An 18,059-nucleotide genomic window follows, 5' to 3' on the forward strand; every position below is an offset into this window, starting at 1 on the left:
TGACACACCGCTATCGCGAGCAGGCTCACTCCTACAAGGGATCTATGTTTTACTCGCCATCCCAGGAGTCAACGCCATCCGCCTGCCGTGCCACCGCCACAAAACCTGACGCATTGCCCTCAGCATCCACCTGAAAACTATCCATCACCGCATATTTGTTCGAATCCGGGTATTCGCAGATTTCCGGCTGTTGCTGCGTACTCACCGCCAGATAACGCAGTTCGCCCGAGCTGGTATTGATGATCTGATGCGCCTTCTCCGGCCCACCCGGAGGGCAGGCGATCACATCACCTTCGCGAATCGGAAAACGCTCGGCGCCGAGACGCACCTCGCCCTCCCCGGCCACCACGTAGAACATTTCTTCGTTGACCCGATGACTGTGAAACGGGCTGCCGCGCATGCCCGGCGGCAAGGCGTACAGGCGATAGCCGAGTTTTTGCGAACCCAGTTGCTGACCGACGCGGGCCATGCGCTGCTGATAGCGGCCGGCGGTTTCGCCTTCCGGGGCCAGGGCTTCGGGCAGGGGTTCGAGTTCGACCTGATGCAGATTGAGGATGGGCGGATGCATGGGGGCCTCGGTCACGGTTTTTGTGGTGGGCAAGTCTGGGCTTGCTGGGGGGGCAGTATAGGCAAGGTTCTGATCTGAATCCGTTGTGAGGCCATCGCGAGCAGGCTCACTCCTACAGGGTGAACGCATTCCAAATGTAGGAGTGAGCCTGCTCGCGATGGGGCCGGTAAGGCTCTTACACAATTCGTTGATCAGCTCCGGGCAAACGCCACCGCCGCCGCAAACTGTTCTTCAGTCGGGCGCACACCGGTGTACAACACAAACTGCTCCAGCGCCTGAATCGCAATCACCTCAAGCCCGGTAATCACCCGCTTGGCCTCCGCGCGGCCACGCACGATCAACGGCGTCTCCGACGGAATCGCCACCACATCAAACACCGTCTCGGCAGCCTTGATCACCTCAGGCGCAAACGCCAACTGCCCAGCCTCCGGCCCACCGTCCATGCCCACCGGCGTCACATTGATCAGCATCTGCGGGCGCTCATCACCCAGCTCAGCCTGCCAGCGATAATCCAGCGAATCCGCCAATGCACGCCCGGCGCGCTCGTTGCGGGCGACGATCAAACCGTTTTTATAACCGCCATCGCGCAAGGCGCTGGCCACAGCTTTGGCCATGCCGCCGCTGCCACGCAGAGCAAAGGTCGACTCCTTGGGCACCGCGTGGGTTTTCAGCAACTGCTCAATGGCAATGTAATCGGTGTTGTAGGCCTTGAGATGGCCGTCGGTGTTAACGATGGTGTTGATCGACTGGATCGCCGCCGCCGAAGCATCCAGTTCATCGACCAGCGCAATGCATGCTTCCTTGAACGGCATCGACACGCCGCAACCACGAATGCCCAAGGCGCGAATGCCGCCGACTGCGCCGATCAGGTCTTTACTGCTGAATGCCTTGTAGTAGAAATTCAGGCCCAGTTGCTCATACAAATGGTTATGAAAACGCAGACCGAAATTGCCTGGGCGCCCCGACAGGGACATGCACAGCTGGGTGTCTTTGTTCGGATTCATCTGCATGAAACTTCTCCTTCAAACGCACTTTCGGATAGACGGGATTAGCCAGCCCATCGGGTTCTGAACGATCATAGAGGCCTGTTTTAAACGTGTTCTGTGGCCCTTGCATGGCCCGGTAAAGAAGCCGGTACAGACCTTACACAAAATTTACCCAGCGGCTGTGCTGATTTTCAGAATTTCGCTGTCTTAGAAGTATCCCCGCGACAACTGTGGGCCTGGTGCAGGCCCTGCCGCCGGGTCGAAGAACCGAGGAATTATCATGATTCGTAAACTCCCTATCGTCGCCTTGCTGATCGGTGCTTTTGCTGTCACAGGGCAAGCAGAAGCCCACGGCGGTGGCTGGCAGGGTCCGGCGGTGTTTGGCGCAATCGTCGGCTCGGCCATCATCGGTTCGGCGCTTATCAACCAGGATCGCCCGGTCTATGTGCAACAGGCGCCGGTGTATGCCCCGCCACCGGTGTATGTGCAACAACCGCCGCCACCGGTCTACTACCAACCGGCACCGGTATATGTGCAACAACCGGTGTACATTCAACAGGCCCCCGTCTACTACGGCCCGCCTCGCGGTTATTACGGTCGGCCACATGGCTACTACGGTGGCCCACGCTGGTAATCGCAACACTGAGCCCTGCTTTTATAGCGGGGCTTTTTTATGACCGTTGGTCGGCCAGCGTCTGAAAAAATCTCGCCAAGGTCGCTGTGAGGACAGTTTCACCGGCTAAAGTCGGCATGATTGATTGAGCGTTATGGTCTTTTCCATAAAACGGTCATTTATTTGTCATGACGGAACCGCAATCTGAATCCGTCCGTAAACAACAGGTTGATAACAACAAGGACGACGGTATGCCAACACAAAACCCGCACCGCATTGTCGGTCTGTGCACCTCCAGCAAGGTGTACAGCGCGCTGACCGAGCTCAAGCATCTGGAAGGCCATCGTTGCGCCAAGTTTCTTTCGCTGCTGGCGGAAAACCTCGTGCACAAAGGTTTGCTCAACGAGCGAGAAGTCATGCACATGCTCGATCAAGTGGTCGACTGAGCCAGCCCTCAACGGCGTCAATGACTACTATCGAAAGCGTTGATTGTCCGTAGAAGCGGCGAATCTCTAAGGTAGCTCCATTGTTAGATGGAGGTATCGTCATGGCTCAGGTTCAAATCATGTCCGTTATCGGCAGCGCCGTTCCCGCTTCGCTCAGAGCATCGGGTCTGCTCGCCTGCTGGTATCTGATGCGCGACGGCGAAGCGATCAGCGGCCCGCTCACTTCGCTGCCCGCGGCGCAGGCACTGTCGCAGAAGATCGTCAGCGCGCCGTTTCACGCTTAAGGCCATCCCTTTCAAGGTCTTCGGTAAAATCCCCTGAAATTTCATTCAGGGATCCCAAACGATGTGGGCCGATGTTCTAGCGCGTTTCGAGAAAAAAGCACCCGCCAGTGTCATGGCTAAATTGGCGCTGGAGCAGGCTATTGCCCCTGAGTGGGTCGATCAGGTTTTCGAAGAGCATCGGCAACGGCAGTATTCTCGTGAGCTACTGTTCTCGACCATCGTCAAGCTGATGTCCCTTGTTTCATTGGGCTTGAAGCCATCCCTGCACGCCGCCGCGCGGCAACTGGAAGATCTTCCTGTCAGTTTGGCGGCTCTCTACGACAAGATCAGTCGTACCGAGCCGGCGCTGTTGCGCGCCCTGGTTACGGGCTGCGCTCAACGCCTGACTCCAACCATAAAAGAGCTGGGTTGCACGACGATGCTGCCGGGTTGGCAGGTTCGGGTAGTGGACGGTAATCACTTGGCATCCACTGAGAAACGTCTGGGAGCTTTACGTCACGAGCGCGGCGCCGCTCGTCCCGGTTTTTCGGTGGTGGCCTACGACCCCGACCTCGATCAGGTCATCGACCTTCAGGCGTGTGAGGATGCCTACGCAAGCGAGCGTGTTTGCGTGCTGCCGCTGTTGGCTGATGCCGAGCCGGGCCAAGTGTGGTTGGCTGATCGACTCTATTGCACGCTCCCGGTCATGGAAGCTTGTGAGCAGGCCCAGACCTCCTTTGTCATTCGCCAGCAAGCCAAGCATCCACGCTTGATTCAAGAAGGTGAGTGGCAAGAGCCGGTGCCTGTGGAAACAGGCACTGTGCGTGAGCAGGTCATCCAGGTCAGAGGCGGTTACCAATGTCGGCGTGTCGAACTGACGCTTCATTCGCCAACGGACTCGGGAGACAGCAGCTTGATGTTCTGGAGCAACCTACCCCAAAGCGTCAGTGCACAGCAGATCGCAGAGCTCTATCGCCGCCGCTGGAGCATTGAAGGTATGTTCCAGCGACTGGAAGCGATTCTGGAAAGTGAAATCGAAACCCTTGGCAGCCCGAAGGCTGCCTTGCTCGGGTTCGCTACTGCGGTATTGGCCTACAACGTCCTGGCCGTCCTCAAACGAAGTGTCGAGCAAGCTCACCGGGAGACTCAACCTGAAGGATGGGAAGCTTCCATCTATCACTTGGCGGTTCAGGTCAGGAGTGGTTATGAGGGAATGCAGATTGCACTGCCCTCAGAATATCTTCCCGTTGTCCCTCTGGAGCAACTGGCCCAACGCCTGTTGGAGTTGGCCAGAAACATCCAGCCCAAACAAGTTGCGAAAAGCCCCCGCGGTCCCAAGGTGCCTAAACCCAAGACATGGGTTCAAGGTACAGCGGTCCATGCTCATGTCTCAACGGACAGAGTTATCAAGGCTGCCAAAACGAAAAGACCTTGAAAGGGATGACGCTTAAGGCAGTTGCACCTTGGGCTTGGTCTCGGCGAACAACGCCCAGCTCGACATGAACAGCGCCGCGATCAGCGGCCCGATCACAAAGCCATTCAGGCCGAATACCGCCAGACCGCCAAGGGTCGAGATCAGAATCATGTAGTCGGGCATTTTGGTGTCCTTGCCCACCAGAATCGGCCGTAGCACGTTGTCCACCAGCCCAATCACAAAGACCCCGAACAAGCCCAGCACCACGCCTTGCCAGATCATCCCGCTGAGCAGGAAATACACCGCCACCGGCGCCCAGACAATCCCCGCACCCACTGCTGGCAGCAACGACAGAAACCCCATCAAGACCGCCCACAGCAATGCGCTGGGGATGTCGAGAAACCAGAAAATCGCTCCGCCCAGCGCGCCTTGAGTCACCGCGACTACGAGATTGCCCTTCACCGTCGCCCGTACCACGCGGTTGAACTTCAACTGCAAGCGCCGCTTGTGGCCTTCCTCCAGTGGCACGGCAGTGCGCACCTTGCGCGCCAGTTCGGCGCCGTCACGCAGAAAGAAAAACAGCAAATACAGCATGATGAAAAAACTCACCACGAATTCGAATGTGCCCTGACCAAAACTGAATGCCTGGCTGGCCAGCACCTGGCTGCCCTGCATCGCCGATTTGACGATTTTCTCGCGTAGCGCATTGAGTTCGCCCATGCCGAAGCGGTCGAGCAAGTGCTGAAAGTACGGCGGCAAGCTGTGCTTGAACTGCGCCAGATACGCGGCAATGTCCAGCTCACCGCTTTCGATATTCTTGTAAACCGTCGCCCCTTCCTGCACCAGCAACACGCTGACGATGATCACCGGCAGAATCGCGATGACCAGACAGATGCTCAACGTGCACAGCGAGGTCAGGTTGCGTTGCCAGCCATATTTCGCCTGCAACTTGCGTTGCATCGGCGCAAACAGAATGCCGAGGATCACCGCCCAGAACACCGCACCGTAGAACGGCAACAGGATCCAGATGAAGGCCACCGTGACCAGCACCAGCAGCACGGTCAGGGATTTGAATTGAAGACTCTTTTCGTTCATGTCCGGTCCATGTCAGTCAGGCGTCATGCACGCCCCGCTCCTTAGTCAGCCGCGGCGTGCACGAGTGCCATCTTTATTCATGAGCATAGATCCAGATCAACAAACCCCCACCACTCCTGACTTACCCTGCTGCGCTTTTGCGACCGACACCACCATGACCTCGATCCTCGCCGCCCCCGAACTGCTCGCTCCCGCCGGCACCCTGAAAAACATGCGCTACGCCTTCGCCTACGGCGCCGATGCGGTCTATGCCGGACAGCCGCGTTACAGCCTGCGGGTGCGCAACAATGAATTTGATCACGCCAATCTGGCGCTGGGCATTGGTGAGGCCCAGGCGCAGGGCAAACGCTTCTACGTGGTGGTCAACATCGCGCCGCACAACGCCAAACTGAAGACCTTCCTCAAGGATCTGGCGCCGGTCATCGAGATGGCGCCGGATGCGCTGATCATGTCTGACCCGGGGCTGATCATGCTGGTGCGTCGGCATTTTCCGCAGATGCCGATTCACCTCTCGGTGCAGGCCAATACGGTGAACTGGGCGAGCGTCGAGTTCTGGCAGCAACAGGGTGTGAGCCGGATCATCCTGTCGCGAGAATTGTCGCTGGAAGAAATCGGTGAAATCCGCGAACAGGTGCCGGGCATGGAACTGGAAGTGTTCGTCCACGGCGCATTGTGCATGGCCTATTCCGGGCGCTGCCTGCTCTCCGGCTACATGAACAAACGCGACGCCAATCAGGGCAGCTGTACCAATGCCTGTCGCTGGAAATACTCGGCGCAAGAGGCCACGGAAAATCAGCTCGGCGAGATCGTCCAGACCTTCCAGCCCGAGCCGACCCTGGGCCTCGGCGCGCCGACTGATCAGGTGTTCCTGTTACAGGAAGCCAACCGCCCCGACGAATTGATGCCCGCTTTCGAAGACGAGCACGGCACCTACATCATGAACGCCAAGGACCTGCGCGCGGTGCAGCACGTCGAGCGCCTGACGCGCATGGGCGTGCATTCATTGAAGATCGAGGGCCGGACCAAATCGCACTTCTATTGCGCGCGCACCACCCAGGTGTATCGGCGAGCGATAGATGATGCGGTGGCCGGGCGTGAGTTTGATCGCAGCCTGATGACGGACTTGGAGTCACTGGCGCAGCGTGGCTACACCGAGGGTTTCCTGCGTCGGCATGTGCATGACGAGTATCAGAATTATCAGAATGGCAGCTCGGTATCGGAGCGTCAGCAGTTCGTGGGTGAGTTGACCGGCGAGCGGCGTGAGGGGCTGGCCGAGGTCAAGGTGAAGAATCGTTTTGGTCTTGGTGATCATCTGGAATTGATGACGCCCACGGGCAATTTTCATTTTGATTTGCTTGAGTTGCAGAGCGTCAAGGGTGAGGCGATCGAGGTGGCGCCGGGGGATGGGCATACGGTTTATGTGCCGATTCCGGAGGGGGTGGATTTGCGGTTTGGGTTGTTGATGCGGGATCTGCGTGATGCCTGAGAATGCCCTCACCCTAGCCCTCTCCCAGAGGGAGAGGGGACTGATTGGGGGATATTGGAGAGATCCACCGACCTGAACGTACTGCGCCGAATCCATAATCAACTCTTCCGATCAAGCACACTGGACTTGGTTGAATCCATAATCTACTCGCTCGTTCAGCTTGGCTGAATCCATAATCGACTCGATTGTTCAGGTCGGCGTATAACCCGAGACACCTCGGTCGGCCCCCTCTCCCTCCGGGAGAGGGCTGGGGTGAGGGTAAGCTTTTCCTACGCAACAAACTCCTCCCGCAACATCGCCACAAACGCCTCCCGCGCCGGGTGCACCCCGGCGTTTTCATGCCAGTAAAACAAGTTATCGACGGCCGTCAGCTCCGCAAACTCATACCCCACACACCCAGCCCCTTTCGCGTACTGCTCAAACACGCCCTTGGGCACCAGCGCCACCCCTGCCCCGGCACTCACACAACCGACAATCGCTCCATAGCTGGCGAGACTGACGATCGGCAGCGATACCCCCTGACGCAACAGCCAATGCTCCAGCGCCGCCCGATACGGGCAACCCTGCGGCCACATGAACACGGTTTTGTCCTGCAGGTCTTCGATGCCGCGCACCGGCCCGAACGAGGTCGACGCGATCAGCAGCAATTCTTCGCGATACATCGGCGTGCGCTTGAGCTGCGAACGCTCGACATCCACTGCAACAATCGCACCGTCGAGACGATGGCTGACGGTGTCGTCGAGCAACTGCCCCCACGTGCCGGTGGTGAGTTCCAGCGCCACTTGTGGATAGCGCTGGTGAAACTTCGCCAACAAGCGCGGCAAGCGCCCGGTCGCTGATGATTCGATCGCGCCAATGCGCAGTGGCCCGGACGGCTCGGCCGAGGGATCAACAGCCCGTTTCGCTTCAGCGGTCAGCGCCAGGATCTTTTCCGCATAGGCGAGAAACGTCTGCCCCGCCGGACTGATGCGCAACCCGCGGCCCTCACGCAGAAACAGCGCAACGCCCAATTCCGCTTCCAGCGCCTTGATCCGCGCAGTGATATTCGATGGCACGCAAAACAGCTTTTCCGCCGCCCGCGCGATGCTACCGACCTCGGCCACGGTCTTGAACATACGGATTTGCGCCAGCTCCATATCCATCACTCTGAGTGAACATTCAGCGCAGTATAAGTCAGTTGTGGCGAATGATTACGCGCCCGGATACTCGGCACATTCACACTCTTGAGCAGCCGATCATGCCGCCCCCTTCCCCACTGAAAATCCTTCTGGCGATGGCGTTTGTCGTCGGCTGCTGGGCGTATTCGCCGACCGGTATTCACATCGGTCTGCAAGCCTACGCGCCCGGGCATCTGGCGTTGCTGCGGTTTCTATTGGCGTCGGTGTTCATGGCGCTGATCGCTGCGTTCAAAGGCATTCGCCTGCCGCACTGGCGCGACGTGCCGCTGTTGTTTGCTTTGGGTTTCTTCGCTGTCAGCCTGCACCACGTCGCGCTGAACATCGGCCAGCAAAGCGTCAGTGCCGGCGCTTCCAGCGTGTTGGCGCAATCGAGTCCGCTGTTCAGCACGTTGCTGGCGCGGTTCTTGTTCAAGGATCAGGTCAGCGCCTGGCGTTGGGGTTGTGTGTTGCTCGGGTTTGTCGGCGTGGTGATCGTGGTCAGCGGCGATAAGGGCTTGGGCGCTATCGATGCGCATGCACTGCTGATCCTGTTGGCAGCGGTTTCATGGAGCGTTTACTTCGCCCTGCAAAAACACCATGCGCGGCGTTACGACGGCTTCAGTCTGGCGTGTTACGCGGTGTGGTCGGGGACGTTGATGCTGCTGATTTATCTACCGGGGCTGGGTCAAGCTGTGCTGAATGCGCCGTTGCGGGTGCAGTGGGCGGTGTTGGCCTTGGGCGTTTTTCCCAGTGCGCTGGCCTATCTGGCGTGGGGCTTTGTGCTCAAGCATGTGGATCTGAGCCGGGCGACGATGACGTTGTATTTGATACCGCCGACGGCGATGGGGATTGCTTCGGTTGGTTTGGGCGAGCGACCGACGTTGCTGGTGCTGGTGGGGTCGGTGGTGGTGTTGATCTGTGTGTTGGCGTTGAATCTGGAGCGGCGGGTTGTGGGTGTTCGGGCAGTTGGGGTCTGATCTCGGATTTGGGTTGAAACCAATTCCGCAATCGCGAGCAGGCTCACTCCTACAATGGGCAGTGGGTGTACATAGAGTCTGTGCATGCCACAAAACCTTGTAGGAGTGAGCCTGCTCGCGATGAGGCACTGAACAACAACGCATTAATCAAAAGCCAATAACCGCTCAGCGCCGATCATCCGACAACGGCGTCGGCTCATCCGCTGGCGGCACATCTTCATCCGCACCCGGATCCTTCCAGTCCTCCGGCCGATCAGCATCGCTCAACGGATCACGCCCCGGACTCATCCCCGGCGGAGCATCATGATCGGCCAGTGTCGGTTCATCGGTACCGGGCAACGGCCGGGTTGGATCGGTCGGCAGCACACCGCCCTGAAACAGCAAATCATTAGCCATGACACACCTCACCAAGGAGGTCCGGAAAACCCGGGCCGTACAACTTGGAATCAGGCCTTGCAGCGGCGTGCTATCGACCAGACCGACGGCGCTCAACCCTGCGCGGAAAAGCGGTCGCGGCTGTTGGTCAGGTGCAGCCACATCGCTGCCCGCGCAGCATCCGCATCCTGACGCTTGATCGCGTTCAGAATCGCCTCGTGCTCCAGATGAGCCAGTTGCCCGAGCTTGCTCAGATCCGCCGCGCCACGTTCAGCTGCATTGAGCCGGTTACGCGGGATCATCGCACTGCCCAGGTGCTGCATGATCTCGCTGAAACAGACGTTACCCGTGGCTTCGGCGATCAGCAGATGAAAACGTCGATCGGCTTCGACGCAACTGTCGTTGTTGTCCAGCAGCCGTTGATAGTCATCCAGCGCCTGGCGCATTTGCAGCAATTGCATCTCGGTACGGCGTTGCGCCGCCAGCGCCGCCGCTTGGGTTTCCAGGCCCAGGCGCAGTTCGAGAATGCTGCGCACACCGAGCGCGGTATCGACATTCAGGCGCAAGCCCTGCTCCGGCGCACGCTCGATGACAAACGTGCCGATGCCGTGCCGGGTCTCCACCAGTCCCGAAGCCTGCAATTTGGAAATCGCCTCGCGCACCACCGTGCGGCTGACACCGTGCTCCTGAACGATGGAATTCTCCGAGGGCAGTTTGTCGCCGGGCGTCAGTTGACCGAGCAGGATGCTTTGCGTGAGCTTCTCCACCAGGTCATGGGCGAGGTTGTGCGCACGTTTGCGAGCAGGAGCGTCTATATCTTCTTGCATGGTCGGTTCCGGTGATCGGGGCTTGCCGATCGTAGCATTGCGAGGCTGGCTGACGGGATTGATTCTAGCGCTTCAACTTGTATGACAACATTCAAATAAATCGTAAAAAATCAGACCTCCCTGAGGGTTACTCGTGCGCAGCCACATAAATTTATCGCGACCCTCAAAGTACAAAACCCAATAAAAGCTAGGGCAAAATACCAAAAAGCATAAGAAACCGGCCTTCCAGATAAAATTAATCGGCCCTCCCCACTTGTAGGACAAAAAATCCCAGTTGTATGATGTCTATCAACAACGCAGCACCCGCCCTACCCCGCATAAAAATAATCAGTGGGAGAAAACCAAGTGAAAACCTCCGTCTCCGGGATGAACGAGGGCGTCGATTCGACACTCGCGTCGGCCATCTCGAAAGTGAAACGCCACGTCCTGCCGCTCTTTGTGATCATGTTCATCGTCAATTACATTGACCGGGTGAACATCGGTTTCGTCCGCACCCACATGGAACACGACCTCGGCATCGGTGCCGCCGCATACGGCTTCGGCGCCGGTCTGTTCTTCATCGGTTACGCGCTGTTCGAAGTCCCGTCGAACATGCTTCTGCAGAAAGTCGGCGCACGCATCTGGCTGACCCGCATCATGTTCACCTGGGGCCTGGTCGCCGCCGGCATGGCGTTCATCCAGAACGAAACCCACTTCTATGTGCTGCGCTTTTTGCTCGGTGTAGCCGAGGCCGGGTTCTTTCCCGGGGTAATCTACTACTTCACCCGTTGGCTGCCCGGCGCCGAACGCGGCAAGGCGATTGCGATCTTCCTCAGCGGCTCCGCCGTGGCTTCGTTGATCTCCGGGCCGTTGTCCGGCCTGCTTCTGCAAATCAATGGGCTGGGCATGCACGGCTGGCAGTGGATGTACTTCATTGAGGGGATGTTCTCAGTGTGCCTGTGCGTGTTTGTCTGGTTCTGGCTCGACGCCAAACCCCACGACGCGAAATGGCTGAGCCGCGCCGAACAGGACGCACTGGTCAACGCCATCGATGCGGAACAGAAAGCCCGCGAAGCCGCGACGCCAATCCGGCCATCGATGGGCAAACTGCTCAAGGATCGCCAGATCATCCTGTTCTGCCTGATCTACTTCTTCATTCAACTGACCATTTACGCAGCGACCTTCTGGCTGCCAAGCATCATCAAGAAAATGGGCGAGATGAGCGACTTCCAGGTCGGCCTGTTCAACTCGATTCCGTGGTTATTGTCGATCATCGGCATGTACGCCTTCGCTTCGTTCTCGGCCAAGTGGAAACACCAGCAGGCGTGGGTCGCCACCGCCCTGTTGATCGCTGCTGCGGGGATGTTCATGTCGACCACCGGCGGGCCGATCTTCGCCTTCGTTGCGATCTGTTTTGCCGCGCTCGGTTTCAAATCCGCTTCGTCACTGTTCTGGCCGATTCCGCAGGCGTATCTGGATGCCCGCATCGCGGCGGCGGTGATCGCGCTGATCAACTCGGTCGGCAACCTTGGCGGCTTCGTTGCGCCGACCACGTTCGGCCTGCTCGAAGAACACACCGGCTCGATTCAGGGCGGCCTCTATGGCTTGGCCGCGACCTCGATCATTGCCGCGATCATCGTCTTCTTCGCGCGCACCACAGCGAAACCTGCTGCTGATATCGCCGTGGCCGATGCCGCGCCAAAGCACGCCTGACGTCCATTTTTAAAGATTGCGAATAAGAAGGATAAAAACCATGACTGCACACGACACCGCCAAAGCCCCGATCATCACCGACATGCAAGTCATCCCGGTGGCCGGCCACGACGGCATGCTGCTCAATCTGAGCGGCGCCCACGGGCCGTTTTTCACCCGCAACATCGTCATTCTCAAAGACAACGCCGGCCACACCGGCGTCGGTGAAGTGCCCGGTGGCGAGCGCATTCGCCAGACCCTCGAAGACGCGCGCAGTCTTGTGGTCGGCAGCCCGATCGGCACCTGGCAGAAGATTCTCAATCAAGTGCGCCAGACCTTTGCCGACCGCGATGCCGGCGGTCGTGGTCTGCAGACGTTCGATCTGCGCATCACCATTCACGCCGTGACCGGACTTGAAGCGGCGCTGCTCGATCTGCTCGGTCAGCATCTCGATGTACCGGTGGCGGCATTGCTCGGCGAAGGTCAGCAACGCGATGAAGTGAAGATGCTCGGCTATCTGTTTTACGTGGGTGATCAGCGCGAAACCGATCTCGCCTATCGCAGCGAACCGGATGCCGACAACGACTGGTTCCGCGTGCGTCACGAGAAGGCCATGACCGCCGAAGCCGTGGTGCGCCTCGCCGAAGCGGCCCATGCCAAGTACGGTTTCAAGGACTTCAAACTCAAGGGCGGCGTGCTCAGCGGCGATGCGGAAATCGAAGCGGTGACAGCGCTGGCCGAACGCTTTCCCGACGCGCGCATCACCCTCGATCCGAATGGCGCCTGGTCACTGAAAGAAGCCATTCGTTTGTGCCGCGACCAGCATCATGTGCTGGCCTACGCCGAAGACCCGTGCGGTGCGGAAAACGGTTATTCCGGCCGCGAAGTGATGGCCGAATTCCGTCGCGCCACTGGACTGAAAACCGCCACCAACATGATCGCCACTGACTGGCGCGAAATGGGTCATGCGATCCAGTTGCAGTCGGTGGACATTCCACTGGCCGACCCGCATTTCTGGACCATGCAGGGTTCGGTGCGCGTGGCGCAGATGTGCCATGAATGGGGGCTGACCTGGGGCTCGCACTCCAACAACCACTTCGACATCTCGCTGGCGATGTTCACCCACGTTGCCGCTGCAGCACCGGGCGAGATCACCGCGATCGACACCCACTGGATCTGGCAGGACGGCCAGCGCCTGACCAAGGCGCCACTGCAAATCGTCGACGGTCTGGTGCAAGTGCCGAAGAAAGCGGGGCTGGGTGTCGAACTGGATATGGATCAGGTGGCCAAGGCTCACGAGCTATATAAAGGCATGGGCCTCGGCGCACGGGATGACAGCGTGGCGATGCAGTTTCTGATTCCGGGGTGGAAATTCGATAACAAGCGGCCGTGTCTGGTGCGCTGAACCTGATCTCCAATCCACCACGGTCCCTGTAGGAGTGAGCCTGCTCGCGATAGCGGTGTGTCAGTTGATATCAATGTTGACTGAGACACCGCTATCGCGAGCAGGCTCACTCCTACAAGGGTTTTGCATTAACCAGAAATTTGCAGCAGCCAGGTTTTGAACGCTGTCATCGCCGCCGTTTCCGGGCGTGACTGCAACCGCGTCAACCAGTAACTCCCCGTCGTAATCTCAATCGCAAACGGCTGACATATCGCCTCTGCCGCCAGTTGCCGGGCGAACATCAGCGGCGGCGCCAACGCCACCCCGCTCCCCTGCAACGCCGCCTCCATCATCGCCAGCGAAGAATCGAACACGATGCTCTGCGGCGGTGCCGCTTGAGTCGCCAACCCGGCAGCCTGAAACCACTCCGGCCATTCATCGGTGCGATAGGAACGCAGCAGCGTCTGCTGCAACAAATCCCCCGGCGAATGCAATTGCCGAGCGATCTCCGGCACGCACAACACCGACAGCGGCGCATCGAGCAACCGCGTCGCCTCGATCCCGTGCCACGCACCAGCACCGAAGCGAATCGCGTAATCCAGCCCTTCCGCCGCGACATCCACGCGATTGTTGTTGGTCGACAGCCGCAAATCTATAAGCGGATGTTTCGCCCGGAAGTCCGCCAGCCTCGGCAACAGCCAACCCACGGCGAACGTACCGACCGCGCCGACCGTCAACATTTCGCGGTACTGTCCACCGGCGAGGCGTTCGAGTATCTGTGCGATGTGATCGAATGAAGTGCTCAGCACCGGCAGCAAGGTTTCGCCTTCGCTGGTCAGCATCAGCCCACGGGGCAAGCGTTTGAACAGGGTGACGTTGAGCTGCGCTTCGAGGCTTTTGACCTGATGGCTGACCGCCGCTTGCGTGACGCATAGTTCCACGGCTGCACGAGTGAAGCTCAAATGACGCGCCGATGCTTCAAAGGCGCGCAGTGCGTTGAGCGGCAATTGCGGTCGAATCATGCCCAGTCCCAAATTTTTCTAATGGCTCGTGCGAATTTTCGTCGTTTGCCGATTGGCGCCGCGCTGGCTAGATTGGCGGCGCTCATAGGTCGCCCAACGAAGAAATCGCCCGCAGTGTAGCGGGATAACATCATCAACACTCATGGAGAGTGGTTCATTCATGTCATCCATTCAATCGAGCAAAGTCATTTCCTGCGCCGCTTTCGGTCTGCTCTTCGGCGCAAATTCCTGTTTCGCCGCCGTGCCCGACGATGCGCAGTTGCAAGCGTTGGTCAACGCAGCGGTGACACCGGTGATGCAACAACAGAACATTCCCGGCCTGACCGTAGCGCTGACCGTAAACGGTAAGGCGCATTACTTTAACTACGGCGTCGCCAGCAAAGACACCGGGCAAAAAGTCAGCGAAAACACCCTGTTCGAAATCGGCTCGGTGAGCAAAACCTTCACCGCCACCCTCGCCGGTTATGCCCAGGCGACTGGCAAACTCGACCTGTCGACCAAGGCCAGCCAGCTCTGGCCTGAATTGAAAGGCAGCGCCTTCGACAACATCAGTGTGTTGCAACTGGGCACCTACAGTGCCGGCGGTTTGCCGCTGCAATTCCCGGACAACGCGGATTCGTCTGACAAGATGCTCGGCTATTTCCAGCAGTGGAAACCGGTGTATCCGGCAGGCAGCCATCGCCAGTACTCCAACCCGAGTCTGGGACTGTTCGGCTATCTGGCGGCGAAGAGTCTCGGCCAGCCGTTTGATCAGGCGATGACGCAAACCCTGCTGCCGAAACTCGGTTTGCAGCACACCTACCTCAGCGTGCCTGCCGCGCAAATGGGCCTGTATGCGCAGGGTTACGACAAATACGACAAACCGGTCCGCGTTACGCCCGGCGCACTGGACGCGCAGGCTTACGGTGTGAAAACCAGCGCGGTGGACATGCTGCGTTACGTTCAAACCAACCTGAAGCCTGAAACGCTTGAAGCGTCCCTGCAAAAAACCATCGCTAACACCCACACCGGTTACTACACGGTTGGCGACATGACCCAGGGCCTGGGCTGGGAAATGTACCGCTACCCGATCAGCCTCGAGCATTTGCTGGCGGGTAACTCGACGGAAATGGCCATAGAGGCGCACAAGGTGCAGTGGCTGAATCCGCCGCAATCGCAGCCTCATGACGTGCTCATCAACAAGACTGGTTCTACCGGTGGTTTCGGGACCTACGTGGCGTTTGTGCCGAGCAAAGACGTGGGCATCGTGATCATGGCCAACAAGAACTTCCCGATTCCTGAGCGGGTGAAGATCGCCCACAAAATCCTCAGCGCTGTCGCTGACTGAAAATCAAAAGATCGCAGCCTGCGGCAGCTCCTATAGGATCGGGTTTTCATTCGGTCAATGTAGGAGCTGCCGCAGGCTGCGATCTTTTGTCTTCAAAGCTGCGCCTGCAACTTCCAGCCGATGACATCCATCAAGTCGCAACTGTCACGCAACGGAATAGCCATCACCCGGGCGAAATCCTGTAGCAGCAAGGCATCATGTCCCTTGCCATCTCCCAACGCCAAGGTCTCCATTAATTGCGTCACACAGCGCAAACGGTAAGCCGCCGTGCCATGCAGCACATCCACCGGTGCTTCGCGGTCGATCAGCAGGCAGGGAATGGTGCAGTCGATGCCGGTTATGGGTATGTATCGAGCCATGTTTGAACCTCCCTGTTTAATGTTGCGTCGCCGCTGGTGGGTCGAGATTGTCCAGCGCGCGGTTGACCAGCAACTCGCCGAGGATTGCCAACTGCTGAATCGACAAGGCGAGACTGCGCGGTGAACCCTGCAGTTCTGCGGCCAGATCGGTGGTCAGGACGTTCAGTGAAGCGAGGGTTTCGCAAGCGTGGCAGAGCAGCGTGGGCGTATCGATATCGGGGAGGATGGTGAAGAGGTGGCTAATGGGATCGGGGTGATGCGGGTTGCGTAAGCGGGGGTTGTTGGCGTCGAAGGATCCTGAATCCATGGGGGATTCGGGAGGGTTTGGAGTGTGTTTTTTCATTAGTAAATCCTCGGGACATTCAGAGAAAAAACTGCCGAACTCACTTCCACGAGAGGGTGGCAGCTTTGCGCAGGGGTGGAAGTCCGGGGAAACCCGAGGAACCCGGTGCACTAGAGAGTGCTCCTGCGCATCGCTGCCATAAGCAAACAATGTTGGCATAAAAACCACCAACATGTGTTTACACGCGCAATGCGCTCTCGGGAATCACCGGACTTCCACATCCGACCACTGTGTTTTGCAGCGGCCAAGGAAGACTATCCCTCCTCTCAAAAACCCACCAGTTCCCCACTGCCGCCGCGACTTGCAGGAAAAATCCACGAGACTTGAAGGGGATTTGTGTCAGACATTTCGGCAGGCACATGCTGCAACGACTTTGGATTAGCGAATGAATTTGTTGTATCTACACTGCATCGAGTCAATCTTTGGACGAGGATGGCGTCGGGCAAAAAAACAGTCATTCGAAGGGCGCAGTGATGGAAATCAAAAGTTTGAAGCTTACGGATGTCGGACACTTTGCAGACATGGATATTCAGTTTGCCCCTACCCTGACATACCGCTCGAACATCACGGTACTGGTGGGAAACAACGGCAGCGGAAAAACCACCATTCTGAAGTCCCTGAATATTTGTCTGAGCTGGCTGATCGCAAAAATTCGCTCCAATAAAGGCAATGGCAAATACCTTGTCGATGAAGACGTTCGCAACGGCGCCTCAGGCGCCGTCCTTTCGATTGGCATCACCGACCTTTCACACCCGCGCGCAACTGACAGTGATGCGGGTTCCGAAAACGAATTATTCGTATGGGGCGCAGCCCGAAGTCGCCAGGAAGGTGCGGTCTCGGACCGTGGATATTTAAACGAAGTCAGACTGCTTGCAGACCACTACCGCACTCAACTCACCGCCGACGATCGCGCTTCACTCCCGCTGATCGCTTATTACCCAGCCGAACGTTGCGTTCTCGACATCCCGCTTAAAATCACCAGCAAACAAGCCTCTGATCAACTCGACGGCTACGACACCAGCTTCAACGGTGGCGCCGACTTTCGCGGTTTTTTCGAATGGTTTCGTGAACGTGAGGACAGCGAAAACGAAGGCGGGATTTCCGATACCGCACTGGCCGAAATGGCGGAAAAATTCGGTACTGACAGCGACGTATGGAAAACCCTGGCCAATGCGAAAGCCTCCACTCGCGATCGCCAATTGACTGCCGTTCGTTCGGCTCTGACTGCGTTCATGCCGGATTTCACTAACCTGCGCGTACAACGCAAACCGCATCTGCATATGGCAGTCGACAAACATGGCGCGACATTCAATGTCACTCAGCTCTCGCTTGGCGAAAGGTCGCTGATTGCGTTGGTGGGTGACATGGCCAGGCGTCTGGCGATGATGAACCCGTCGATGGACAACCCGCTGCACGGCGACGGCATTGTTCTGATCGACGAGGTGGAATTGCGCATGGATCCGCAATGGCAGCTCGGTCTGATTGCACAGTTAAGTACGACCTTTCCCAATTGCCAGTTCGTGTTGACCACGCATTCTCCACTGGTCGTAGGTAATACCAAAGGTGTGCTGGTTTACCTGCTTGATGAGGGCGATAGCCGTGGGTAGACAGGTTGCTGTGAGGGCTTCGGTGTTCGCAAATCTGCTGGCAACGCAATAAACATTGTAGGAGTGAGCCTGCTCGCGATAGCGGTGTATCAGTCAACGCTGATGGTGACTGATACACCGCTATCGCGAGCAGGCTCAC

General features: G+C 58.2%; 19 protein-coding genes. 10 read left to right on the top strand and 9 right to left on the bottom strand.

What is annotated here, in order from left to right:
• Positions 1 to 49 precede the first annotated feature (49 nt).
• Both VY732_RS19475 and VY732_RS19480 read right to left on the bottom strand, forming a co-directional pair.
• Complete coding sequence (locus VY732_RS19475) at positions 50 to 568, bottom strand: cupin domain-containing protein (protein WP_331691528.1); 519 nt, start codon at positions 566 to 568, stop codon at positions 50 to 52.
• Positions 569 to 759: 191 nt separating this feature from the next.
• Positions 760 to 1,578, bottom strand: a complete 819-nt coding sequence (locus VY732_RS19480) for a shikimate 5-dehydrogenase (protein WP_331691529.1) — start codon at positions 1,576 to 1,578, stop codon at positions 760 to 762.
• Between the two features lie 256 nt (positions 1,579 to 1,834).
• On the opposite strand from VY732_RS19480, the gene VY732_RS19485 reads away from it, so the two are divergent.
• The 4 genes from VY732_RS19485 (at position 1,835) to VY732_RS19500 (ending at position 4,311) form a co-directional block, all read left to right on the top strand.
• Positions 1,835 to 2,188, top strand: coding sequence for a hypothetical protein (locus tag VY732_RS19485; RefSeq protein ID WP_077573703.1), 354 nt, complete (start codon positions 1,835 to 1,837; stop codon positions 2,186 to 2,188).
• Between the two features lie 230 nt (positions 2,189 to 2,418).
• Positions 2,419 to 2,613, top strand: coding sequence for a hypothetical protein (locus tag VY732_RS19490; RefSeq protein ID WP_016984641.1), 195 nt, complete (start codon positions 2,419 to 2,421; stop codon positions 2,611 to 2,613).
• Between the two features lie 101 nt (positions 2,614 to 2,714).
• Positions 2,715 to 2,897, top strand: coding sequence for a hypothetical protein (locus VY732_RS19495; RefSeq protein ID WP_034154665.1), 183 nt, complete (start codon positions 2,715 to 2,717; stop codon positions 2,895 to 2,897).
• 112 nt (positions 2,898 to 3,009) lie between these two features.
• Positions 3,010 to 4,311, top strand: a complete 1,302-nt coding sequence (locus tag VY732_RS19500) for an IS4 family transposase (protein WP_331695843.1) — start codon at positions 3,010 to 3,012, stop codon at positions 4,309 to 4,311.
• Between the two features lie 12 nt (positions 4,312 to 4,323).
• Here VY732_RS19500 and VY732_RS19505 read toward each other — a convergent pair whose 3' ends face one another.
• Positions 4,324 to 5,385, bottom strand: coding sequence for an AI-2E family transporter (locus tag VY732_RS19505; protein ID WP_077573704.1), 1,062 nt, complete (start codon positions 5,383 to 5,385; stop codon positions 4,324 to 4,326).
• 154 nt (positions 5,386 to 5,539) lie between these two features.
• On the opposite strand from VY732_RS19505, the gene trhP reads away from it, so the two are divergent.
• The gene (gene trhP, locus VY732_RS19510; protein ID WP_331691530.1) at positions 5,540 to 6,871 is read left to right on the top strand and encodes a prephenate-dependent tRNA uridine(34) hydroxylase TrhP; all 1,332 of its coding nucleotides are present in this window, start codon (positions 5,540 to 5,542) and stop codon (positions 6,869 to 6,871) included.
• 269 nt (positions 6,872 to 7,140) lie between these two features.
• Here trhP and VY732_RS19515 read toward each other — a convergent pair whose 3' ends face one another.
• Positions 7,141 to 8,007: a LysR family transcriptional regulator gene (locus VY732_RS19515; RefSeq protein ID WP_331691531.1), complete on the bottom strand. Its 867-nt coding sequence runs from the start codon at positions 8,005 to 8,007 to the stop codon at positions 7,141 to 7,143.
• Between the two features lie 101 nt (positions 8,008 to 8,108).
• Here VY732_RS19515 and VY732_RS19520 point away from each other — a divergent pair, with 101 nt between their 5' ends.
• On the top strand, positions 8,109 to 9,005 hold the full coding sequence (locus tag VY732_RS19520) for a DMT family transporter (protein ID WP_331691532.1): 897 nt from the start codon (positions 8,109 to 8,111) through the stop codon (positions 9,003 to 9,005).
• A 165-nt stretch (positions 9,006 to 9,170) separates the two neighbouring features.
• Here VY732_RS19520 and VY732_RS19525 read toward each other — a convergent pair whose 3' ends face one another.
• Positions 9,171 to 9,401, bottom strand: coding sequence for a hypothetical protein (locus VY732_RS19525; protein ID WP_137219489.1), 231 nt, complete (start codon positions 9,399 to 9,401; stop codon positions 9,171 to 9,173).
• A 92-nt stretch (positions 9,402 to 9,493) separates the two neighbouring features.
• Positions 9,494 to 10,207 (bottom strand): FadR/GntR family transcriptional regulator, encoded by a 714-nt coding sequence (locus VY732_RS19530; protein WP_331691533.1) that lies wholly within the window; start codon positions 10,205 to 10,207, stop codon positions 9,494 to 9,496.
• 345 nt (positions 10,208 to 10,552) lie between these two features.
• Here VY732_RS19530 and VY732_RS19535 point away from each other — a divergent pair, with 345 nt between their 5' ends.
• Positions 10,553 to 11,899 (top strand): MFS transporter, encoded by a 1,347-nt coding sequence (locus VY732_RS19535; RefSeq protein WP_331691534.1) that lies wholly within the window; start codon positions 10,553 to 10,555, stop codon positions 11,897 to 11,899.
• 40 nt (positions 11,900 to 11,939) lie between these two features.
• Positions 11,940 to 13,283, top strand: a complete 1,344-nt coding sequence (gene gudD / locus VY732_RS19540) for a glucarate dehydratase (RefSeq protein ID WP_123594135.1) — start codon at positions 11,940 to 11,942, stop codon at positions 13,281 to 13,283.
• 128 nt (positions 13,284 to 13,411) lie between these two features.
• On the opposite strand, the gene VY732_RS19545 is transcribed toward gudD, so the two are convergent.
• Positions 13,412 to 14,284 (bottom strand): LysR family transcriptional regulator, encoded by an 873-nt coding sequence (locus VY732_RS19545; protein ID WP_116030209.1) that lies wholly within the window; start codon positions 14,282 to 14,284, stop codon positions 13,412 to 13,414.
• A 169-nt stretch (positions 14,285 to 14,453) separates the two neighbouring features.
• On the opposite strand from VY732_RS19545, the gene ampC reads away from it, so the two are divergent.
• A complete protein-coding gene (ampC, locus tag VY732_RS19550) occupies positions 14,454 to 15,611 on the top strand; it encodes a class C beta-lactamase (protein WP_442968576.1) in 1,158 nt (385 codons plus the stop codon).
• 92 nt (positions 15,612 to 15,703) lie between these two features.
• Here ampC and VY732_RS19555 read toward each other — a convergent pair whose 3' ends face one another.
• Together VY732_RS19555 and VY732_RS19560 are read right to left on the bottom strand one after the other, a co-directional pair.
• Positions 15,704 to 15,970, bottom strand: a complete 267-nt coding sequence (locus tag VY732_RS19555; protein WP_016984652.1) for a hypothetical protein — start codon at positions 15,968 to 15,970, stop codon at positions 15,704 to 15,706.
• A 16-nt stretch (positions 15,971 to 15,986) separates the two neighbouring features.
• Positions 15,987 to 16,313, bottom strand: a complete 327-nt coding sequence (locus VY732_RS19560; RefSeq protein WP_331691536.1) for a DUF6124 family protein — start codon at positions 16,311 to 16,313, stop codon at positions 15,987 to 15,989.
• A 422-nt stretch (positions 16,314 to 16,735) separates the two neighbouring features.
• Between VY732_RS19560 and VY732_RS19565 the strand changes: the two genes are divergently transcribed.
• On the top strand, positions 16,736 to 17,920 hold the full coding sequence (locus tag VY732_RS19565; protein WP_331691537.1) for an AAA family ATPase: 1,185 nt from the start codon (positions 16,736 to 16,738) through the stop codon (positions 17,918 to 17,920).
• Positions 17,921 to 18,059: the final 139 nt, after the last annotated feature.

The organism is Pseudomonas sp. ZY71 (genome assembly GCF_036542145.1).
GTDB classification, from domain to species: Bacteria; Pseudomonadota; Gammaproteobacteria; order Pseudomonadales; family Pseudomonadaceae; genus Aquipseudomonas; species Aquipseudomonas koreensis_A.

Excerpts from the sequence above, each read along its gene's own strand:
- VY732_RS19520 (WP_331691532.1), top strand. The coding sequence starts at position 8,109 with ATGCCGCCCCCTTCCCCACTGAAAATCCTTCTGGCGATGGCGTTTGTC.
- VY732_RS19495 (WP_034154665.1), top strand. The coding sequence starts at position 2,715 with ATGGCTCAGGTTCAAATCATGTCCGTTATCGGCAGCGCCGTTCCCGCT.
- VY732_RS19555 (WP_016984652.1), bottom strand. The coding sequence starts at position 15,970 with ATGGCTCGATACATACCCATAACCGGCATCGACTGCACCATTCCCTGC.
- VY732_RS19485 (WP_077573703.1), top strand. The coding sequence starts at position 1,835 with ATGATTCGTAAACTCCCTATCGTCGCCTTGCTGATCGGTGCTTTTGCT.
- VY732_RS19475 (WP_331691528.1), bottom strand. The coding sequence starts at position 568 with ATGCATCCGCCCATCCTCAATCTGCATCAGGTCGAACTCGAACCCCTG.
- VY732_RS19505 (WP_077573704.1), bottom strand. The coding sequence starts at position 5,385 with ATGAACGAAAAGAGTCTTCAATTCAAATCCCTGACCGTGCTGCTGGTG.
- VY732_RS19545 (WP_116030209.1), bottom strand. The coding sequence starts at position 14,284 with ATGATTCGACCGCAATTGCCGCTCAACGCACTGCGCGCCTTTGAAGCA.
- gudD (WP_123594135.1), top strand. The coding sequence starts at position 11,940 with ATGACTGCACACGACACCGCCAAAGCCCCGATCATCACCGACATGCAA.
- VY732_RS19490 (WP_016984641.1), top strand. The coding sequence starts at position 2,419 with ATGCCAACACAAAACCCGCACCGCATTGTCGGTCTGTGCACCTCCAGC.
- VY732_RS19515 (WP_331691531.1), bottom strand. The coding sequence starts at position 8,007 with ATGGAGCTGGCGCAAATCCGTATGTTCAAGACCGTGGCCGAGGTCGGT.
- VY732_RS19500 (WP_331695843.1), top strand. The coding sequence starts at position 3,010 with ATGGCTAAATTGGCGCTGGAGCAGGCTATTGCCCCTGAGTGGGTCGAT.
- VY732_RS19525 (WP_137219489.1), bottom strand. The coding sequence starts at position 9,401 with ATGGCTAATGATTTGCTGTTTCAGGGCGGTGTGCTGCCGACCGATCCA.
- VY732_RS19480 (WP_331691529.1), bottom strand. The coding sequence starts at position 1,578 with ATGCAGATGAATCCGAACAAAGACACCCAGCTGTGCATGTCCCTGTCG.
- VY732_RS19560 (WP_331691536.1), bottom strand. The coding sequence starts at position 16,313 with ATGAAAAAACACACTCCAAACCCTCCCGAATCCCCCATGGATTCAGGA.
- VY732_RS19530 (WP_331691533.1), bottom strand. The coding sequence starts at position 10,207 with ATGCAAGAAGATATAGACGCTCCTGCTCGCAAACGTGCGCACAACCTC.
- trhP (WP_331691530.1), top strand. The coding sequence starts at position 5,540 with ATGACCTCGATCCTCGCCGCCCCCGAACTGCTCGCTCCCGCCGGCACC.